The organism is Vibrio sp. Hep-1b-8, from assembly GCF_006124995.1.
In the GTDB taxonomy this organism is placed as follows: Bacteria; Pseudomonadota; Gammaproteobacteria; order Enterobacterales; family Vibrionaceae; genus Vibrio.
In genome coordinates, this window is record NZ_QEWN01000129.1 from 80104 (window position 1) to 98364 (window position 18261).

The 18261-nt window shown below is 46.6% G+C and carries 15 protein-coding genes; 7 read left to right on the top strand and 8 right to left on the bottom strand.

Annotation, left to right across the window (positions count from 1 at the left end; translation table 11 throughout):
- Window positions 1-17 precede the first annotated feature (17 nt).
- Both DA100_RS17565 and DA100_RS17570 read left to right on the top strand, forming a co-directional pair.
- Window positions 18-1289 (top strand): YeaH/YhbH family protein, encoded by a 1272-nt coding sequence (locus DA100_RS17565; protein WP_138973312.1) that lies wholly within the window; start codon window positions 18-20, stop codon window positions 1287-1289.
- A 9-nt stretch (window positions 1290-1298) separates the two neighbouring features.
- Window positions 1299-2837: a SpoVR family protein gene (locus tag DA100_RS17570; protein ID WP_138973313.1), complete on the top strand. Its 1539-nt coding sequence runs from the start codon at window positions 1299-1301 to the stop codon at window positions 2835-2837.
- Between the two features lie 31 nt (window positions 2838-2868).
- On the opposite strand, the gene kdsB is transcribed toward DA100_RS17570, so the two are convergent.
- From kdsB to DA100_RS17595, 5 genes are read right to left on the bottom strand one after another with little or no spacing between them, the layout of a single operon-like run.
- Complete coding sequence (gene kdsB, locus DA100_RS17575) at window positions 2869-3621, bottom strand: 3-deoxy-manno-octulosonate cytidylyltransferase (RefSeq protein WP_138973314.1); 753 nt, start codon at window positions 3619-3621, stop codon at window positions 2869-2871.
- Complete coding sequence (locus DA100_RS17580; protein WP_138973315.1) at window positions 3621-3800, bottom strand: Trm112 family protein; 180 nt, start codon at window positions 3798-3800, stop codon at window positions 3621-3623. Before DA100_RS17580 ends, kdsB begins: the two co-directional genes overlap by 1 nt.
- Window positions 3781-4791, bottom strand: a complete 1011-nt coding sequence (lpxK, locus tag DA100_RS17585; RefSeq protein ID WP_138973316.1) for a tetraacyldisaccharide 4'-kinase — start codon at window positions 4789-4791, stop codon at window positions 3781-3783. Before lpxK ends, DA100_RS17580 begins: the two co-directional genes overlap by 20 nt.
- Before the next feature lie 2 nt (window positions 4792-4793).
- Window positions 4794-6542 (bottom strand): lipid A ABC transporter ATP-binding protein/permease MsbA, encoded by a 1749-nt coding sequence (msbA, locus tag DA100_RS17590; RefSeq protein ID WP_138973317.1) that lies wholly within the window; start codon window positions 6540-6542, stop codon window positions 4794-4796.
- 33 nt (window positions 6543-6575) lie between these two features.
- Window positions 6576-8816 (bottom strand): DNA internalization-related competence protein ComEC/Rec2, encoded by a 2241-nt coding sequence (locus DA100_RS17595; RefSeq protein WP_138973318.1) that lies wholly within the window; start codon window positions 8814-8816, stop codon window positions 6576-6578.
- Between the two features lie 8 nt (window positions 8817-8824).
- Here DA100_RS17595 and DA100_RS17600 point away from each other — a divergent pair, with 8 nt between their 5' ends.
- Entirely contained in the window at window positions 8825-9355 is a 531-nt protein-coding gene (locus DA100_RS17600) for a DUF2062 domain-containing protein (RefSeq protein WP_138973319.1), read from the top strand.
- Window positions 9356-9464: 109 nt separating this feature from the next.
- On the opposite strand, the gene lolE is transcribed toward DA100_RS17600, so the two are convergent.
- The 3 genes from lolE to lolC are packed head-to-tail and all read right to left on the bottom strand — an operon-like array spanning window position 9465 to window position 12597.
- The gene (gene lolE / locus DA100_RS17605; RefSeq protein WP_138973320.1) at window positions 9465-10709 is read right to left on the bottom strand and encodes a lipoprotein-releasing ABC transporter permease subunit LolE; all 1245 of its coding nucleotides are present in this window, start codon (window positions 10707-10709) and stop codon (window positions 9465-9467) included.
- Window positions 10710-11396 (bottom strand): lipoprotein-releasing ABC transporter ATP-binding protein LolD, encoded by a 687-nt coding sequence (lolD, locus tag DA100_RS17610; RefSeq protein ID WP_138973321.1) that lies wholly within the window; start codon window positions 11394-11396, stop codon window positions 10710-10712. It lies immediately after the preceding gene.
- Window positions 11389-12597 carry a lipoprotein-releasing ABC transporter permease subunit LolC gene (gene lolC / locus DA100_RS17615; RefSeq protein WP_171052251.1) on the bottom strand — a complete coding sequence of 403 codons (1209 nt, stop codon included), beginning with the start codon at window positions 12595-12597 and terminating at the stop codon, window positions 11389-11391. The genes lolD and lolC overlap by 8 nt, the downstream gene beginning before the upstream one ends.
- Before the next feature lie 181 nt (window positions 12598-12778).
- On the opposite strand from lolC, the gene DA100_RS17620 reads away from it, so the two are divergent.
- Genes DA100_RS17620 through DA100_RS17635 form a run of 4 tightly spaced genes read left to right on the top strand, consistent with a single transcriptional unit; the run spans window position 12779 to window position 18209 of the window.
- On the top strand, window positions 12779-13345 hold the full coding sequence (locus DA100_RS17620) for a PilZ domain-containing protein (RefSeq protein ID WP_138973323.1): 567 nt from the start codon (window positions 12779-12781) through the stop codon (window positions 13343-13345).
- 11 nt (window positions 13346-13356) lie between these two features.
- A complete protein-coding gene (gene mfd, locus DA100_RS17625; protein ID WP_138973324.1) occupies window positions 13357-16818 on the top strand; it encodes a transcription-repair coupling factor in 3462 nt (1153 codons plus the stop codon).
- Window positions 16819-16868: 50 nt separating this feature from the next.
- On the top strand, window positions 16869-17636 hold the full coding sequence (locus DA100_RS17630) for a peptidoglycan binding protein CsiV (RefSeq protein ID WP_138973325.1): 768 nt from the start codon (window positions 16869-16871) through the stop codon (window positions 17634-17636).
- A gap of 36 nt (window positions 17637-17672) precedes the next feature.
- A complete protein-coding gene (locus tag DA100_RS17635) occupies window positions 17673-18209 on the top strand; it encodes a GNAT family protein (protein WP_138973326.1) in 537 nt (178 codons plus the stop codon).
- The last annotated feature ends 52 nt before the right edge of the window (window positions 18210-18261 follow it).

Consider the following 18261-nt stretch of genomic DNA (forward strand, 5'->3'; position numbering starts at 1 on the left):
GAGATAAGGGGTGACTCATGGCGCAATTTATTGACCGACGACTGAACGGCAAAAATAAAAGTGCTGTAAACCGCCAGCGCTTTTTGCGCCGCCATAAAGATCAGATTAAAGAGTCTGTGGCGGATGCAGTAAATCGCCGTTCAATCACCAACACCGAAACTGGTGAAGATGTCGCTATTCCGCACAAGGACATCAAAGAGCCTGTATTTCATCAAGGCAAAGGCGGCCTAAAAGAACGCGTGCATCCGGGTAATGACCAATTTATCACCGGGGACAAAATTGAACGCCCTAAAGGGGGGGGACAAGGGGGCGGTTCCGGAGAAGGTGATGCCAGCGCGGACGGTGAAGGCCAAGATGATTTTGTTTTCCAGATTTCTAAAGATGAATACTTAGACATCCTATTTGAAGATCTTGAACTGCCAAACTTAGAAAAAAATCAGATTAATAAAATCACAGAATGGAAACCCCACCGTGCCGGTTATCAAACGGCTGGGGTTCCCGCCAATATCGCGGTGGTCAAATCTCTACAGCAATCTCTCGCGCGACGCACCGCCATGACAGCAGGCAAAAAAAGGATGCTACGTGAGTTAGAGGAAGAGCTCGACCGCGTAAAAATGTCTGAGCCAGCTCAGATGCTCGAAGAACAGCGTAGACAGAACGAAATCAAAGATCTGCGTCGTCGAATTGAAACTGTGCCCTTTATCGATACCTTCGACTTACGCTTTAAAAACTACGAACGCCGCCCTATTCCTTCAAGTCAGGCTGTGATGTTCTGCCTGATGGACGTGTCCGGCTCAATGGACCAAGCGACGAAAGACATCGCGAAACGTTTTTATGTCTTGCTCTATCTCTTTCTAACGCGCACATATGAAAACGTCGATGTGGTGTTTATACGCCATCATACTCAGGCTAAAGAGGTCGACGAACATGAGTTTTTCTATTCCCAAGAAACTGGGGGAACCATTGTTTCAAGTGCATTAAAACTGATGAATGAAATTGTCGCTGAACGTTACCCTGTTGGTGAATGGAATATCTATGCTGCGCAGGCTTCAGACGGTGATAACTGGGCCGATGACTCACCGCGTTGTCGCGAACTACTAACCAAACATTTGCTGCCACACTGCCAGTATTATTCTTATATCGAAATTACTCGTCGTTCACATCAAACCTTGTGGCATGAGTACGAAAAACTCGAAGGGAGCTTCCCTAACTTTGCGATGAAAAATATTCGCAGCGTAGAGGACATTTTCCCAGTGTTTAGAGAGCTTTTCAGAAAAGAGACTGCTTAGGGAGGCCGTATGACAACAAAAACTAAAAAGCCAACGAAAAGCAAAGCATTGCCGGATGGTCCAGACTGGACGTTCGATTTGCTTGAGCAATACCATGTTGAAATTAAGCGAGTGGCTGACCACTACAAGCTTGACGCCTACCCTAACCAGATCGAAGTGATCACTTCAGAACAGATGATGGATGCCTACTCAAGCATTGGTATGCCCATCAACTATAATCACTGGTCATTTGGTAAGAAATTTATTCAAACCGAGCAAGGCTATAAACATGGCCAAATGGGCCTTGCTTACGAAATCGTCATTAATTCAAACCCCTGTATTGCCTATTTGATGGAAGAAAATACCGTCACTATGCAGGCTTTGGTCATGGCACACGCCTGCTATGGTCACAACTCGTTTTTCAAAGGAAATTACTTATTCCAGACTTGGACGGACGCAAGTTCTATCATCGATTATCTGTTGTTCGCTAAGAACTACATCGCTGAGTGTGAGCAAAAATATGGAGTTAAGGAAGTCGAAGCGCTATTGGATTCCTGTCATGCGCTGATGAACTTCGGTGTTGACCGCTACAAGCGCCCTGAGAAAATTTCCATCGCGGAAGAGAAGTCTCGCCAAGAAGAGCGCGAAGCCTACCTACAATCCCAAGTCAACGACTTGTGGCGTACCGTTCCTAAATCAAAGGTAGAACCTGACAACGAAAAGGCGCGTTTCCCCTCTGAGCCTCAGGAAAACATCCTGTACTTCATAGAGAAACACGCGCCACTCCTTGAGTCGTGGCAACGTGAAATCGTGCGCATTGTGCGTAAGATCAGTCAGTACTTCTACCCACAGAAACAAACCCAAGTGATGAATGAAGGGTGGGCAACATTTTGGCACTATACGATCCTCAATCATCTCTATGACGAAGGATTAGTCACCGACCGTTTTATTCTTGAGTTCTTGCATAGTCATACCGGTGTCGTCGCACAACCGCCATACAATAGCCCCTATTTCAGTGGTATTAACCCCTACGCACTCGGATTCGCTATGTTCCGCGACATCCGTAGAATTTGCGAAGAGCCGACCGATGAAGATCGCGAGTGGTTCCCAGATCTTGCCGGAACAGATTGGCTAGAAGCGGTTCACTTTGCGATGAAAAACTTTAAAGATGAAAGCTTTATTAGTCAGTATCTTTCACCAAAGTTGATGCGCGACTTTAAGCTTTTTGCCATCGTCGATGATGACCGAAAAAATTATATCGAGGTGAGCGCCATTCATAATGACAGTGGTTATCAAGCGATAAGAGAAAAGCTCGCCGCTCAGTACAATCTGTCTAACCTGGAACCCAATATTCAGGTATTTAACGTAGATGTTCGTGGTGATCGTTCACTCACTCTACAATACGTTCCACACGATCGTATCCCTTTAGATGACAGCTATGAGGAAGTGTTAAAACACTTGTACCGTTTGTGGGGATTTGACGTCAGACTGGAGGAACTAAAAGACAGTGGTCGCAGAGAGATACTAGGCGCTTGTCCAAAACGAAATGATTATGACGCGAAAATATAGATGTTAAAAAAGGCCCCTCGGGCCTTTTCTTTTATCGGTTAGCGATGATTTTTCTCACCACTTCAAGATCTTCTGGTGTATCTACACCCGCAGATGGCGCGTCTTTAGCAACTTCCACATGGATTTTTTCACCGTACCAAAGCACTCGTAGCTGCTCTAAACACTCAATTTTCTCAAGCACGGTAGGTTGCCAATTGATGTAAGTATTGATAAATCCAGCACGGTAAGCATAGATACCAATATGACGCATTAAAGGTTGCGCGATACTCTTTGAGTCATTAGCAAAATTGTCACGATCCCATGGAATCGTTGCACGGCTAAAGTACATCGCATACCCGTCTTTATCCGTCACCACTTTTACCGCGTTTGGATTGAACACTTCCGACTCATGGTCGATTTCTACCGCTAGCGTCGCCATTGGCGCTTCATTACTGGCTAAGTTGCGTGCAACTTGAGCGATAATACTTGGTGGGATTAATGGCTCATCACCCTGAACATTGACAATAATGTGATCGTCAGGAATTGCCATTTTTTCAACGACTTCAGCAAGACGCTCTGTACCCGATTCATGGTCTGGCGAAGTCATGCATACTTCACCACCAAACGCTTTAACAACGTGCTCAACCCGGCTATCGTCTGTCGCGACAATCACCTTATCTGCACCAGCTTGGATCGCTTGCTCATACACCCATTGAATCATCGGCTTACCGCCAATGTCTGCCAGAGGTTTACCTGGCAGGCGTGTCGATTGATAACGTGCAGGGATAACAACCGTAAATGACATTATCTGCCCTCGTCCATTGAGATATTGCGTGCTTCAGGTTCAAGAAGCACAGGGATTCCCTCTTTGATCGGATAGGCTAAACGATCCAGTTTACACACTAACTCTTGCTTTTCCTTATCGAACGCAAGCTTACCTTTACATACCGGACAGGCAACAATCTCAAGCAGACGGTGATCCATATTTTTCCTTAACCTCTTTAATCATATTTAAAATACGCGCTTCATCACTTGAACTAAACACTGCGCTAACGGGCAGATACCACCAATTATCTTTCGCGTAGCTCGCGCATTTTACTGCATCTTTCTCCGTCATAATCAGATGTTTACCTTTATTGGTAAGTTGCTCTAATTCTGACGGTTCAAAATCTTTATGGTCAACAAAACCCTGTTGGTAGGTAGGCTTTGCTCCTAAACTTTCTAACGTCTTAAAAAACCTTGGTGGATGACCGATTCCTGCCATTGCGACTAACTGCTCTCGAATAGAAGAAATATTCGCTCGTTGACCCGTTTTTAAGTTTATCACTTGGTCTGGTTTAAGCGTCATGGCCGCTTCGCCTTGTAACGCTTTACCACCATTCGTGATGATGAGGTCGACTTCAGCCAAACGTGCGACGGATTCTCTTAATGGCCCCAAAGGCAGTAGTGACTCATTGCCAAATCGCCTAACGCCATCCACTACCACGATTTCAATGTCTCTCTCAAGAGCGTAATGCTGCAAACCATCATCAGTAATGATGATATCGACACCCATAGGAAGCAAGGCGTTTACCGCTTCACTGCGTTTGGGGGAGACGGCAACCGGCGCTCCGGTTCGCTTAGAAATCAACTTCGGCTCATCACCACAATGTTGAGTTGGGGTATCATCGCCAACAACCAATGGGTATGAGGGCGCTTTTGCACCATAGCCACGAGAAACCACACCTGGCTTATAACCTAACGCTTGTAGTTGTTCCACCAACCAAATCACGACCGGAGTTTTACCATTTCCCCCTGCCGTGATGTTGCCAACCACGACCACAGGCACAGGAGCTCGGTAGCTTGGTTTAACATTAGACTGATATTTGATGCGACGGGAACGGCTTATAACCCCAAACAACTGGCTTAATGGCCACAAAAGTGGCCATAGGAGATATTTGACGGGGTGGTTTTCGAACCAGATTTTCTCAATCAAGATTACGCACCAAACTGAATACGATGCAGTTGCGCGTAAGCACCGTTTTTCTCGATTAAGTCTTGATGACTACCACGTTCAACAATCTCACCTTCATCAACAACGAGAATTTCATCTGCGCTTTCGATCGTAGACAGTCGGTGGGCGATAACCAATACCGTTTTATCTTTTTGCAGTTCATCAAGCGCAGACTGGATAGCCTTCTCAGACTCGGTATCCAACGCTGACGTTGCCTCATCTAGAATCAGTACTGGCGCATCACGTAACAATGCTCGGGCGATCGCGATACGCTGACGTTGACCACCCGATAGGCTGGCACCATTTTCACCAATAACCGTATCTAAGCCATCATCCATTTTGTCAATAAAGTCCATCGCATAAGCCAATTTGGCTGCGTGCTCTATCTGTTCACGGCTGTATTTCTCTGTTGCCGCATAGGCGATGTTATTGGCAATAGTGTCGTTAAACAGGTGTACGTTTTGCGAAACTAACGCGAAGTGTGAACGCAGATTACTAAGTTGATAATCACGAATATCATGCTCATCGAGGCAGATGCTACCAGAGTCAACATCGTAGAAACGGGTAAACAGGCTTGCGATAGTACTCTTGCCTGAACCTGAACGACCGACCAAGGCGACCGTTTTTCCTCGAGGAATTTTAAAGCTGACATCGACTAACGCAGGTTTTTCTTTGCCTTCGTAAGTAAAGGTGACTTCCTTCACTTCAATATCACCGCGGGCACGCTCAACCTGATATTTGCCATTATCTTGCTCGGTTTCAAGATCCATTAATGCAAATAAGGTCTGGCTGGCTGCCATACCACGTTGAAAGTCAGACGTTACGTTTGTCAGTGCTTTGAGAGGACGCATCAGACCAAACATAGCAGAAAAGACTACGGTAAATGTGCCTGGAGTCAGGTCAGAGCGAATAGAATCGACACTTGCAAGAAACAGGACAACAACAAGTGCAATTGAAGCGATAAGCTGTATCACTGGGTTCGCGATGGCTTGAGCGGCGACTAACTTCATCGACTGCTGGCGCATCTGATTACTTACAGCATCAAAGCGCTCGCTTTCGATTTTCTGACCACCATAGCTCAATACGACTTTGTGACCTTTTAGCATCTGTTCAGCTGACGAAGTGACATGTCCCATTGCATCCTGCATATTCTTTGAGATCTTACGGAAACGCTTCGAAACGACACCAATCCCCCAAGCCACCAGCGGAGCAACAACAAATAGCACCAGTGACAACTGCCAACTGTTCCAGAACATCAGGACCAAGAGACCAATAATACTCGCACCTTCACGAACAATACTGACCAATGCACGGCTAGTTGCACCGGCTACTTGTTCAGAGTCGTAGGTAATTCGAGAAAGAAGACCACCAGCCGACTCTTTATCAAAGTAGGTCACGGGCATGTGCATAAACTGATTGAAGATCGCACGTCTCATCTCCATCACCACATTGCCAGAAACCCAGCTCAGACAGTAGGTCGAGACAAAGCCACTTAGACCGCGTATCACCATCATGCCAAAAATGATCAGTGGCAATATGCGTAAGAAATTAGATTCTGCGTTACCAAAACCTTCATCTAGAAGGGGTTTAAGCAGAGAGACCATGTAAGTATCAGCAACCGCATTAATGACCAATGCGACAACGGCAACCGCTAGACCTGCCTTGTATAGGCGAATATAAGTCCACAAGCGTTTAAAGGTTTGCCAAGTAGTTTCGTCTTGATTCAGAGACATAGAAATGCTTATTTTTCTTTTACAATATTGCGGTTATTCTACTCCCTTACGCAGCATCTGCCTATACCAAGTCCCCCCTTTCAACCACCTAAGTGCGCTTGTCTGGGTGTGATTTGGATAAAATTCGACCGTAATTTGACCATCATTGGCGGTATCTAGCCATGTTGCGCCTGCATTTTCATATCGGTGGACAACTTGCTGACTAGGCAAATTCCACCGTCCCTTTTTACCGACAGAGGCAATCGCAACGTCCGCTGACACCGCATTGATAAACGGCAAAGTCGAAGAAGTAATGCTGCCATGATGAGGGACAACAATAATATCCGCGTTAAGATTGTCGACCTGACGTAGCAACAACCATTCGGTTACCGAAACAATATCCCCCGTAAGCAGCACACTTTGCCCTTGTATTGTATGCGTCAGCCTCACTACACAAGAGTGAGCATTAAAGGCACGCTCGACACTCTTTGGCGGCCACAGTGCTTCAATTTCGATCTCTTGCCATTGCCACTTGTTCCCAGCGATGCATTCTTGTCCAGCAGCAAGACGTTGACTACTGATGAGGTTTTCCGGTTGCCAAGAACCTTGTATTTCCATCCAACCACCGGCATGGTCATTATCGAAATGGCTGAGAATCAAAAAATCGACGTTCTCAATACCACTATACCTGATATGAGGAGAGACAATTTGCTCGGCAAAACTTGAGTTGTTCCAGGCCGCTCCCGTATCGTAAACAAGCACACTCTGCCCTTGTTGCACCACAATAGCTAGCCCATGGCCAACATCCAAAGCGGTCAACTTCCATGTTGGCGCTGGCGACCAATCGGTGACACCCAAGGTAATAACACCGAATACTAGCAGACGGTTTCGCCGCCTTACTAGAATGATCACAGGCGCTACCACCACCGTCACCATTATCCACTTTAGCTGTGTATCTGATAGGTCCAGCCATCCCCAATGAGCGTTAGCAATCATCCAACTCACCGGGAAAAGGCTGCCATCGACTGCCCACCATAGCCATGACGTGCTATCTGCCAACAACGAGCCAAGCAAAGCGAGAAAGGCTAAAGGCATCACGACAAAACTAAACCAAGGCACAAACAACAGGTTATAAATCACCGAGCCAATACTGAGTCCCTGATATAGGTAAACCACTAATGGTGCCATAGCAATGACAAGCAGCAACTGGAGTCTCAATAAACCCTCGAGCCAGCTTAGCTTCTCCCTTATCAGAGAACGATTTAGCATGATAATGGCGACAGCATACATAGACATCCACAAGCTCCGACTTAACACTGAGAATGGTTCCATCGCGACCAGAAAAGCGAATACAAGAAGCCAACGATAACTGCTGGGCAAACTACCCGCTCGATAGTGCGTCACACTCACTAAACAGCACATCAACCAAGCACGTTGAGTGGGAATAGAGAAACCCGCTAACCACGCGTAGCACCATGCAAGCAGCAACCCCAAAAAAACCGGGGTCCAGCGTAACGCAGCGCTCACTCGCATCGCTACCAGCCCAAGTGACCAACCAAAAGTAAATACAATCGCGATATGAAGGCCAGAGATTGAAATCAGGTGACTTAAACCACTTTGTTTAAGTTGCTGCCAGGTTTGAGCAGAAATCTCATCACGTACACCAAAGATCACGGCTAAGATCATGCCTCTAAATTCGCGGCTAGCTAGATGGCGGCTGACTTTATCTAGCAGCCGAGTTCTTAGTGATTCACGGGTGATGGCATAGTAACTGCGCTTACTGTTTATCGACAGTGACGCCACTATCGATTGCTCAAGCGCATATTTCTCAGCATCAAACCCAACTGAGTTCATCAGTCCATAAATTGCACTCACTTTTACACTGGCTGAAATCACATCTCTCGGTTTTAGCTTGATCGGCCCCTTTAACCTCACTTTCGGGCACGCTAAACTGGTCAAAGCTTGGCCATTGATTGATCTAACTATAACTATGCCTTGAAAGCCGTAGTTTATTGGTTTAAAAAGGCTATCAACATCAGCAATTATGGTAATATCCTGACCTGCTTGAAAAAGCATCTCTGTTTGATATCGCAGTAAGTTGCCGTGCAATAGGATGACGACACACGCTAAGGCTATTCCTGAACAATATCTGGCTTTTCTATACTTGAAGGAAGCAAGCAACACAGCCAGAGGAAGCAGCATATAATGCCAACTGGGCATGCTGAACCAGTAAGGGCTAGTCGTGATTAACAAAGAGAACGAAATTAGCGTCCAATAATTTAAGTAGAGAGTCATATTCCCCTATGCCAAGAAAATTTATTAAACGCTTTATGCCTGACCACGAAGTAATTAAGCGTCAAAAGGCACTAAAGATTTTTGGCAACGTGCTTTACAACCCTAACCTATGGTGTCTTAACCGTCGTTCAGCCGCCGGTGCCTTTGCAGTAGGGTTATTTATGGCGTTTGTTCCTCTGCCAAGTCAGATGATCATGTCAGCAGGTCTCGCGATCATGTGTGGCGTGAACTTACCCCTCTCTGTTGCACTCGTTTGGGTCAGTAACCCTGTAACCATGCCCGTTTTGTTCTACTTCGCGTATAAGATTGGCGCGTGGGTAATGCACGTCCCACCTCAAGACTTTCATTTTGAGCTTTCTTGGGAGTTTATTCTCCACCAGATGACCACTATTGGCCCTCCATTCCTACTAGGCTGCATGATCTGTGGCATAGCCTCAGCAATGGCCGGCTACTTTGGCATCAAAGCCCTTTGGCGTTATTCGGTTGTACGCAGCTGGCAAAAACGAAAAATCAGAATAAGTGGCTTGTTGAAGAAGTAAACTTGCGATGTGCAATTGCGCAGGACAGATTTGCCAGACATGTAATTGAGATGTCGAATGGAATAAAAAAAAGGACCAGTAGGTCCTTTTTTATTGTTTTGATTGAGCGTTACTTTGAGCTCAGTACCGCCGCAGGATTAAGCTTACTCGCTCGAGAGGCTGGATACCAAGTCGCCAGCAAACTCAGCACGACCGCCGTCAACGACACCAATGCCACATCTGAGACATTGACCTGTGAAGGAAGAAAGTCGACAAAGTAGATATCACCAGACAAGAATTGATGGCCAATCAACGCCTCCAATGCCGTAATCATTGGCGTCAAATTAAGCGCAACTAGAACACCAATGGCACTACCAGCCACACTGCCGAGAACACCAGAAAAGACACCTTGCCAGACAAATATACGTTTAACCAGACCATCGCTCGCCCCCATGGTACGCAAAATAGCAATCTCAGCAGCACGATCTTTAACCGCCATCATTAATGTAGAGACGATATTAAAGCTGGCAACACCAATGACCAACACCATCACCAAATACATGATGGTTCTGACCAGTTGAATGTCTCGATACAAGAAACCATATTTCTGTTGCCAACTGCGCAGATAAACATATACATCTAAGGTATTGCCTGCTTCTCTTACAATTTGCGTTGCTTGCAATACATCGGTGACACGGACTGAAACACCACTAACGCCGTCACCCAATTTGGCGTACGCCTGTGCATCTTCGAGTGGGATCAATGCCAAATTGTGATCGATTTGACCATTTAACTTTAACAGTCCAGCGACCTTAACGCGCACACGCTTTGGAGCCTGAACCTTCGTTGTCACACCGCTTGTGGGGATCATTAGCGTCAGATAATCCCCTTGTTTGACTTGCAACAAGTCCGCGACACCTTGACCTAAAATTACCTGTTGCTGGTTAGGCTTGAATGCTTGCCAAACTTGGGCATCGATAAACGCATTGAGATTGGAGACTTTACTCTCTTGTTGAGGGTCAATCCCTCGGACCTCTATCGCCTTTAGTTGCGTTCCTTTCTCGGCAAGAGCAGTCAGCTTAACGTAAGGAGCGGCAGCTTCAATTTTTGGATGTTTTTCAGCTTGTGTGACCACATTGTGCCAATTACTTAGCGGGCCTTTTACCCCTTCGAATTCACCATGTGAGATCACCGACAAGACCCGGTTATTGAGCTCTCGTTCAAAACCATTCATCGCCGAAAGGCCAATGATAATAACGGCGACTCCGACAGCGATACCAATGGTCGACGACAGTGAAATAAAAGAAACCATTTTATTTCGCTGTTTGGCTCGACTGAATCTCCCACCGATAAATAACGATAATGATGAAAACACTTAGACCCCCTCTAGGTTGAGTAGCAGGCCATCTTGCATGTGTAGCTGGCGATCCATTTTGGCCGCAAGTTCACCATCATGAGTGACGACTAGGAAAGCCGTCTCTGATTCTTGATTCAATTCGCGCATCAAATCGTAAATTGCTAACGCCGTCGAATGATCCAAGTTACCAGTCGGCTCATCAGCCAACACCAACGCAGGGCGGTTCACCAGGGCACGAGCAATCGCTACGCGTTGGCGCTCGCCTCCTGACAGTTCAGCGGGACGATGCTCTAATCGGTGACTCAAGCCAACTTTATCAAGCAATGCTTTAGCAGCCAGTTTTGCTTGGCTGACTTTTACGCCACCAATCAATAAAGGCATCGCAACATTTTCAATCGCACTAAAATCAGACAACAAATGATGAAACTGATACACAAATCCTAAGTGCTGATTGCGCAGTTTGGCTTGGTGGTTGGAGCTAAGCGTAGCGAGATCATAGTCAAGAAAGGTAACGTGCCCTTGTGTCGCATCGTCGAGCGCACCAAGAATGTGTAACAGAGTACTCTTACCCGAACCGGACGTACCGATAATTGAAGCTAGCTCTCCTTTCGCTAATTCAAAGCTGACACCCTTTAATACTTGAGTATCAAACGCTCCCTCATGATAGGTTTTACACACATTGTGGCACTTGAGAAGGTTACTCATATCTTAAAGCCTCAGCTGGTTTTACAGAAGATGCGCGGTAGGAAGGAAACAAGGTTGCGGCAAGGCTTAGCGCGATGGCCAACACCACAACAACGACAATCTGAGTCGGATTAATTAATATGGGCAACTCCCCTCCAATAGAGAAAAGAGCCACTCCTGCGCTATCAAGGATCTGGTTGAGATTACTGGCCAGAGCGATACCAAACGCCCCACCGATCAAAGCGCCAATCACACCACTACTTGCACCTTGAACCATAAAAATGGCGAGCACCTGACGGTCAGTCATACCCTGAGTTTTGAGGATTGCCACTTCCGCCTGTTTTTCCATCACCACCATAATCAAGGCAGAAATAATATTGAAGGCCGCGACACCTATGATCAGTCCCAACATCAAGCCCATCATGTTTTTTTCCATGCGAACTGCTTGGAATAGCTCACCGCGTTGGTCTCGCCAATCCTGCCACTTCCAACCTTGAGGCATTGGCTGTTCTGCTATATCTGCGACCACAAAAGGGTCATTAAAAAACAAACGCCAACCGGTCATAGCATCGTCATTTAGACGCATCAACTTACCCGCGTCTTGGATGTGGGTCAGCATCAACTGGCCATCAACGTCGGAGCCTGTGTTATAGATGCCTGCGACAGTAAACAATCTCTGACTAGGTATACGTCCAAGAGGCGTAAACTGACTGGCACTTGTCACCATTAGGCGCACCTTATCGCCGATCGTCACGTCCAAAGATCTCGCTAATGTGTGTCCAATGAACAGCTGATATTTCCCCGCTTGCAAATTGGCTAGTCGCCCCGCAATAAGGTGCTGTTCGATCGGATCATGTTCAAAGGGTTTAATGCCTATCAGTAACCCAGCGCTCAATTGACTGACACTTTGTATCACCGCTTCACTTTTTACTATCGGTTCTGGGTGCCCTGCATCGGAGAGCTTGGAGACAAATTCTGGCGGCGTCGAGCTGTACTCCGTCGCGCCAGCCGTTTGCGAGACTATCGCTTGTGGCAACACGCCTAAAATGCGCCCTTTGAGCTGGGCTTCGAAGCCATTCATTACCGATAAAACGGTAACCAAAGACATCACACCAATAGTGATGCCTGCGGTCGACATATAGGAGACAAATCGACTAAACCTGTCACCGGATCGCCCGCGCAGATAGCGTAACCCGATAAAGGTAGAGACTGGATGAAACATAGTAGAAACCAAAGTTAGAGTCTAGGGACCTAGTAATTGTCGTTTACTCTACCGATTAATTGAGGTCGGTTGTAGTGTTTAATTGCCAATTAGTCGTTAAAATATGTAATAAACAAAGGGATACCTTGATTAGTTGTCAGGTATAACGATAATCAATGCTCTAAAGCATAAGGAATCGAGCATGTCTGACCAAGAGTTCTTTACCGTTAATCACACCATCACCGTTAATATTGAGCCATTGGCAGACAACGAATCGTTGCCAAGCGCAGAAAAATTTGAAGCGGAAATCCCCGCGCCTTTCATCGTCGCCAGTGAGTTCAGCAATCTCGACTTACTCAATGACAATGCACGTGGTGAACTTAAGAACAGCGAATTCAAACATGTCATTCAACTGCTTGATACTCAAAACTCTAAGCTGAATTTACTCCTTACCTTCATGTTGTCACAGCAAGATGATGCCACGCTGCGTCATCACACCCATTCATTTGGTGCGAGTCAGTTTACCTATATGTCAGACTCCGTGATTAAGCTTGGCACAACGCTGCGTATAAAAATGTTTCTCGATCATCCTGCTGCGGCAATTTATTGCTATGGCCATGTTGCCAACATTGAGACCAATAGCGATACCCACTTAATCACTGTTAAGTACGGTCGACTCAGAGACATTGACCAAGACCTACTGATTAAAGCCGCGCTATACCAACAGCAGAAACTACTTCGCCAGCGTTCACTAAACCGCGACAAATAACGACTTTCATTATGTCTAACTCATCTTTACTTAATCTCGCATGCCCAGATGGTGCAGGAGACAAAAAACAGTTCGGAAATCTGCGTGGTGCCAGTTTAGCGCTCGCCATTGCAGAGCTAGCTGAACGTCATGGTGCCCACACACTGCTGGCGGTACCGGATCCTCAAACGGCTCTCAAACTACAACAAGAGATTGAACAATTCTCTCGTCATGAAGTTGCCCTCTTCCCTGACTGGGAAACGCTGCCTTACGACAGTTTTTCGCCTCATCAGGAAATCATCTCTGACCGAATTTCCCGTTTGTATCAATTACCGACACAGACATCCGGTATCACCATTGTGCCTGTCAGCACGCTGCTGCAACGTCAGTCTCCACGAGAGTTTCTCTTGCAGCATACCTTAATGGTTAAAGTAGGCGATTTGTTCTCCTTAGAGAAGCTGAGACTTCAGTTGGAAAAATCCGGTTACCGTAATGTCGACCAAGTCTTTGGTCCTGGTGAATACGCAAGCCGAGGGTCGATTCTCGATCTATTCCCTATGGGCTCAAGTGACCCATATCGTATCGATTTCTTTGATAATGAAATCGATACGATTCGAACGTTCGATCCTGAAAATCAACGTTCGATTGAAGATACTAAGGAAATCCGCCTGTTACCTGCTCACGAATTTCCGACCTCTGAATCTGCAATTGAAGACTTTCGTATTCGCTGGCGTCAACGCTTCGAAGCGCGCCGCGAACCCGAGTCCGTCTACATGCAGGTTTCGAAAGGCACATGGCCTGCGGGCATCGAATATTGGCAGCCACTGTTCTTCGAACACAGCGAAACTCTGTTTGATTACATACCTGAAGATAGCTTACTAGTCACCGTCGGTGACTTAGAATCGGCTATTGATACCTTTTTGACCGATGTTGACTATCGTTACGATCAGCGCAAAATCGATCCACTGCGCCCACTGTTACCACCGCAAGAGCTTTGGCTGCAAAAGGATGAGCTCTTTAGTCAATTCAAACAGTTACCACAAGCCAAACTGTTTGTTGATCCTGTCAGTGAAAAACAAGGACGATTCAATCCTAACATCGCACCCTTACCTGAATTAGCGGTTCAGCATCACAACAAAGAACCCATGGCTGCCCTTCGCCAGTTTAGCGAGTCCTTCAAAGGAAAAGTCGTCTTCTCTGTCGAATCCGAAGGTCGCCGTGAAGCCCTACTTGAGCTATTACAACGGATAAAATTACGCCCAGAACCAGCTGAGAATTTTGAGCTGGCACTGAGTAGCCAAGCCAAATTCAGTTTTATCCTCGGTTCCTCAGAACACGGGTTTGTCTATGGTGATGATCAACTCGCCTTAATCTGTGAAAGCGATTTGCTCGGTGACCGTGTCATTCAACGTCGCCGCAAAGATCGCAAAGTCACCAATAGCGATGCGGTCATTCGCAACCTTGCGGAACTACAAACAGGTCAACCTGTCGTGCATATCGACCACGGTATTGGGCGCTATATAGGCTTGCAAACCCTCGAGGCAGGAGGGATGACGACCGAGTACGTTACCCTTGAATATCAAAATGAAGCTAAGCTATATGTGCCAGTGGCATCACTCAACCTAATTAGCCGCTATTCAGGCGGTGCAGAAGAGAGTGCCCCACTACACAAGCTGGGTGGTGAAGCGTGGGCTAAAGCGCGTCGTAAAGCCGCAGAGAAAGTACGTGATGTCGCTGCGGAGTTGCTTGACGTCTATGCAAAACGTGAGCTCAAGCCGGGCTATAAGTTTGCCTTAGACCGTGGTCAATACGCCACTTTCAAAGCTGGCTTTCCGTTTGAAGAAACGGATGATCAATCGATGGCAATTAATGCGGTACTTTCGGATATGTGCCAGGCAAAAGCCATGGATCGCCTAGTGTGTGGCGACGTAGGTTTCGGCAAAACTGAAGTTGCCATGCGCGCCGCCTTTGTCGCTACGGACAACGGAAAGCAAGTGGCAGTCTTGGTTCCAACCACTCTACTCGCTCAGCAACACTTTGAAAACTTCCGTGACCGCTTCGCAAATCTGCCAATACGTGTTGAAGTACTGTCTCGCTTTAAAACCGCAAAAGAGCAGAAACTCGTATTGCAGGATATCGAGGACGGTAAAGTCGACCTAGTGGTCGGTACCCATAAACTGCTCTCCAACGATATTAAGTTTAAGGATCTTGGTCTGCTAATCGTTGATGAAGAGCACCGATTTGGTGTTCGTCAGAAAGAGAAAATGAAGGCGATGCGCGCTGACGTTGATATCTTAACTCTGACCGCCACACCGATTCCACGTACCCTCAACATGGCGATGAGTGGTATGCGTGATCTGTCCATTATCGCGACGCCACCTGCAAGGCGCCTCGCAATCAAAACCTTCGTCCGCCAAAGTGATGATGCGGTGGTGAGAGAGGCGGTACTGCGTGAGATTATGCGCGGCGGTCAAGTGTACTTCCTTCACAATCAGGTCGAGACCATTGAAAAGGTGGCTGCTGACTTAGAAAAACTGGTTCCAGAGGCCCGTGTCACCGTCGCACATGGACAAATGCGAGAACGCGAACTCGAGCGAATCATGAACGATTTCTACCACCAGCGTTTCAACTTGTTGGTGTGTACCACGATTATTGAAACGGGTATTGACGTTCCAACCGCCAATACCATCATCATGGATCGTGCCGATAACCTTGGTTTGGCTCAACTTCATCAGTTACGTGGACGCGTTGGTCGCTCTCATCATCAGGCGTATGCTTATCTCCTCACGCCACATCCCAAAGCGATGACAAAAGATGCGGTCAAACGTTTGGAGGCGATCGCTTCGCTCGAGGATTTGGGCGCTGGCTTTACCCTCGCCACCCATGACTTAGAAATCCGCGGTGCGGGTGAACTACTTGGAGATGAACAAAGTGGTCAGATTCAGTCTGTCGGTTTTACCTTGTACATGGAGATGCTGGAACAAGCAGTAGAAGCACTCAAGGAAGGCAAAGAACCGTCACTTGATGAATTGCTGCGTGAACAAACTGAAGTCGAGATGCGTCTACCAGCACTGTTGCCTGACGACTATATACCAGACGTCAATACTCGCCTCTCTATGTACAAACAGATAGCGAGTGTCAGTACTGACGATGAGTTAGGCGAACTGAAGATTGAACTGATTGACCGTTTTGGTCTGTTGCCTGAAGCAACTCAAAATCTACTCTCAGTCGCACAACTTAAACTGAAAGCAGCATCACTAAAAGTGAAGAAGATTGAGGCTCACGATAAAGGGGGCTTTATTGAATTCTATCCGGATGCTGACATTAACCCTATGTATTTGGTTAAACTATTGCAATCTCAGCCACAAAAATTCGCAATGGATGGACCAACTAAGTTCAAGTTTACGATACCATTAGTGGATAGACGCAAACGCATTCAATTTGTTAATGACATGCTGGGCGAGTTCCAGCAGAATCTATTACCTAAGGCTTGAGTGTTTACAAAATTAAATTAAGGTGCCATGCACCTTTTCATGGAGTTGCAATGAAGAAACTGATCCCGCTGTTGCTAATGCTTGTAGCAATGCCGTCAATGGCGCAGCGTCAATTCGATATCGAAGTGATCATTTTTAAACGTGCCGTTGATGCGGAGCAAACCGCTGAATCATGGCCGGCTAACCTGCCAAAAATCGATTTAGAACGAGCTGGAACATTTGCGGATGCGAGCTATCGTGCAAAAAAAGGGGTGCAAATGCTCCCTTATTCAGAGTATGCGCTAACCGATGAAGTGCAAAAGCTTAAGCAGCACGCTGGTTTTGAAGTGTTGATGCATAAAGCATGGCGTCAAGGTGATCAGGGAAGACTGTCTGCCCCGACCTTCCACATTCAAGCTGGCTATGACTTTTCAGGCAAGTTTAATACTGACGGCTCAATGATCGGCACGACTGGCCAACAGGTGTTAGAGGGCGTCACAGAGCAATCTATTCCTAAAGCCATCTATCAACTAGACGGAAAACTCCAGATTTACGTAGAACATTATCTGTATGCTGACGTTGAACTCGACCTTAAAGCGCCAAGCGTACGTGAAGTCACGTTAGAAGAGCATCAACCAGAATCACTGAGTGATCAGAGCAGCGACGAAAATCAGGTTGTTCAGATCGGACTGATGGAGGATGTCACTCCCATCGTTCACAAAGAAGAGTACCTCAAGAGCTACCGACTCGATCAGAAGCGCCGTATGCGCAGCAGTGAAACACACTTCCTCGATCACCCACTTATGGGCATGATCATTCAGGTTCGCCGTGTTAACTAATCTTGCTTTTAGCCCTCTACTGAGGGCTATTCTTTTATGAGCCCAGATTACCAAATCATTACACCCAGACTAATCTTGCGCCTTATCGAAAGTTCAGACAGCGATAAGTTGCAGTCTTGTATCTCGCGTTCCCCCACCCTTCATCGATGGGTTGATTGGTGCCATGCAGATTTCACCAATGATGATGCAGAGCGTTTTATCCTCGCAACCAGACTGAATTGGGTAAAATCCGAAGCCTACGGGTTTGGTGTTTTCTGCCGAAAAAGCGATGCGCTCATTGGAATGGTGGCGATCAACGAACTCTATCACACCTTTAAAATGGCGAGCATTGGCTACTGGATTGCTGACGATTATCAAGGGCAAGGGCTCGGTACTGCTGCAGTCAACGCCCTCATTGAGTTTTGCTTTTCACAGCTAAAAGTCACGCGTATAGAAGTGGTTTGTGCCCCTGAGAACCTAGCCAGTCAAAAGCTGATCGAGAAATGTGGTGGGCTATTTGAAACTCGTGCGAGAAATCGGTTTATATTTGATGGTCTTGCTCAAGATGGCTTGGTTTACTCGATCATTCCGTAACCAATTCCACACATAAAAAGAGCGCTAAGCGCTCTTTTTTACACATGAAGCT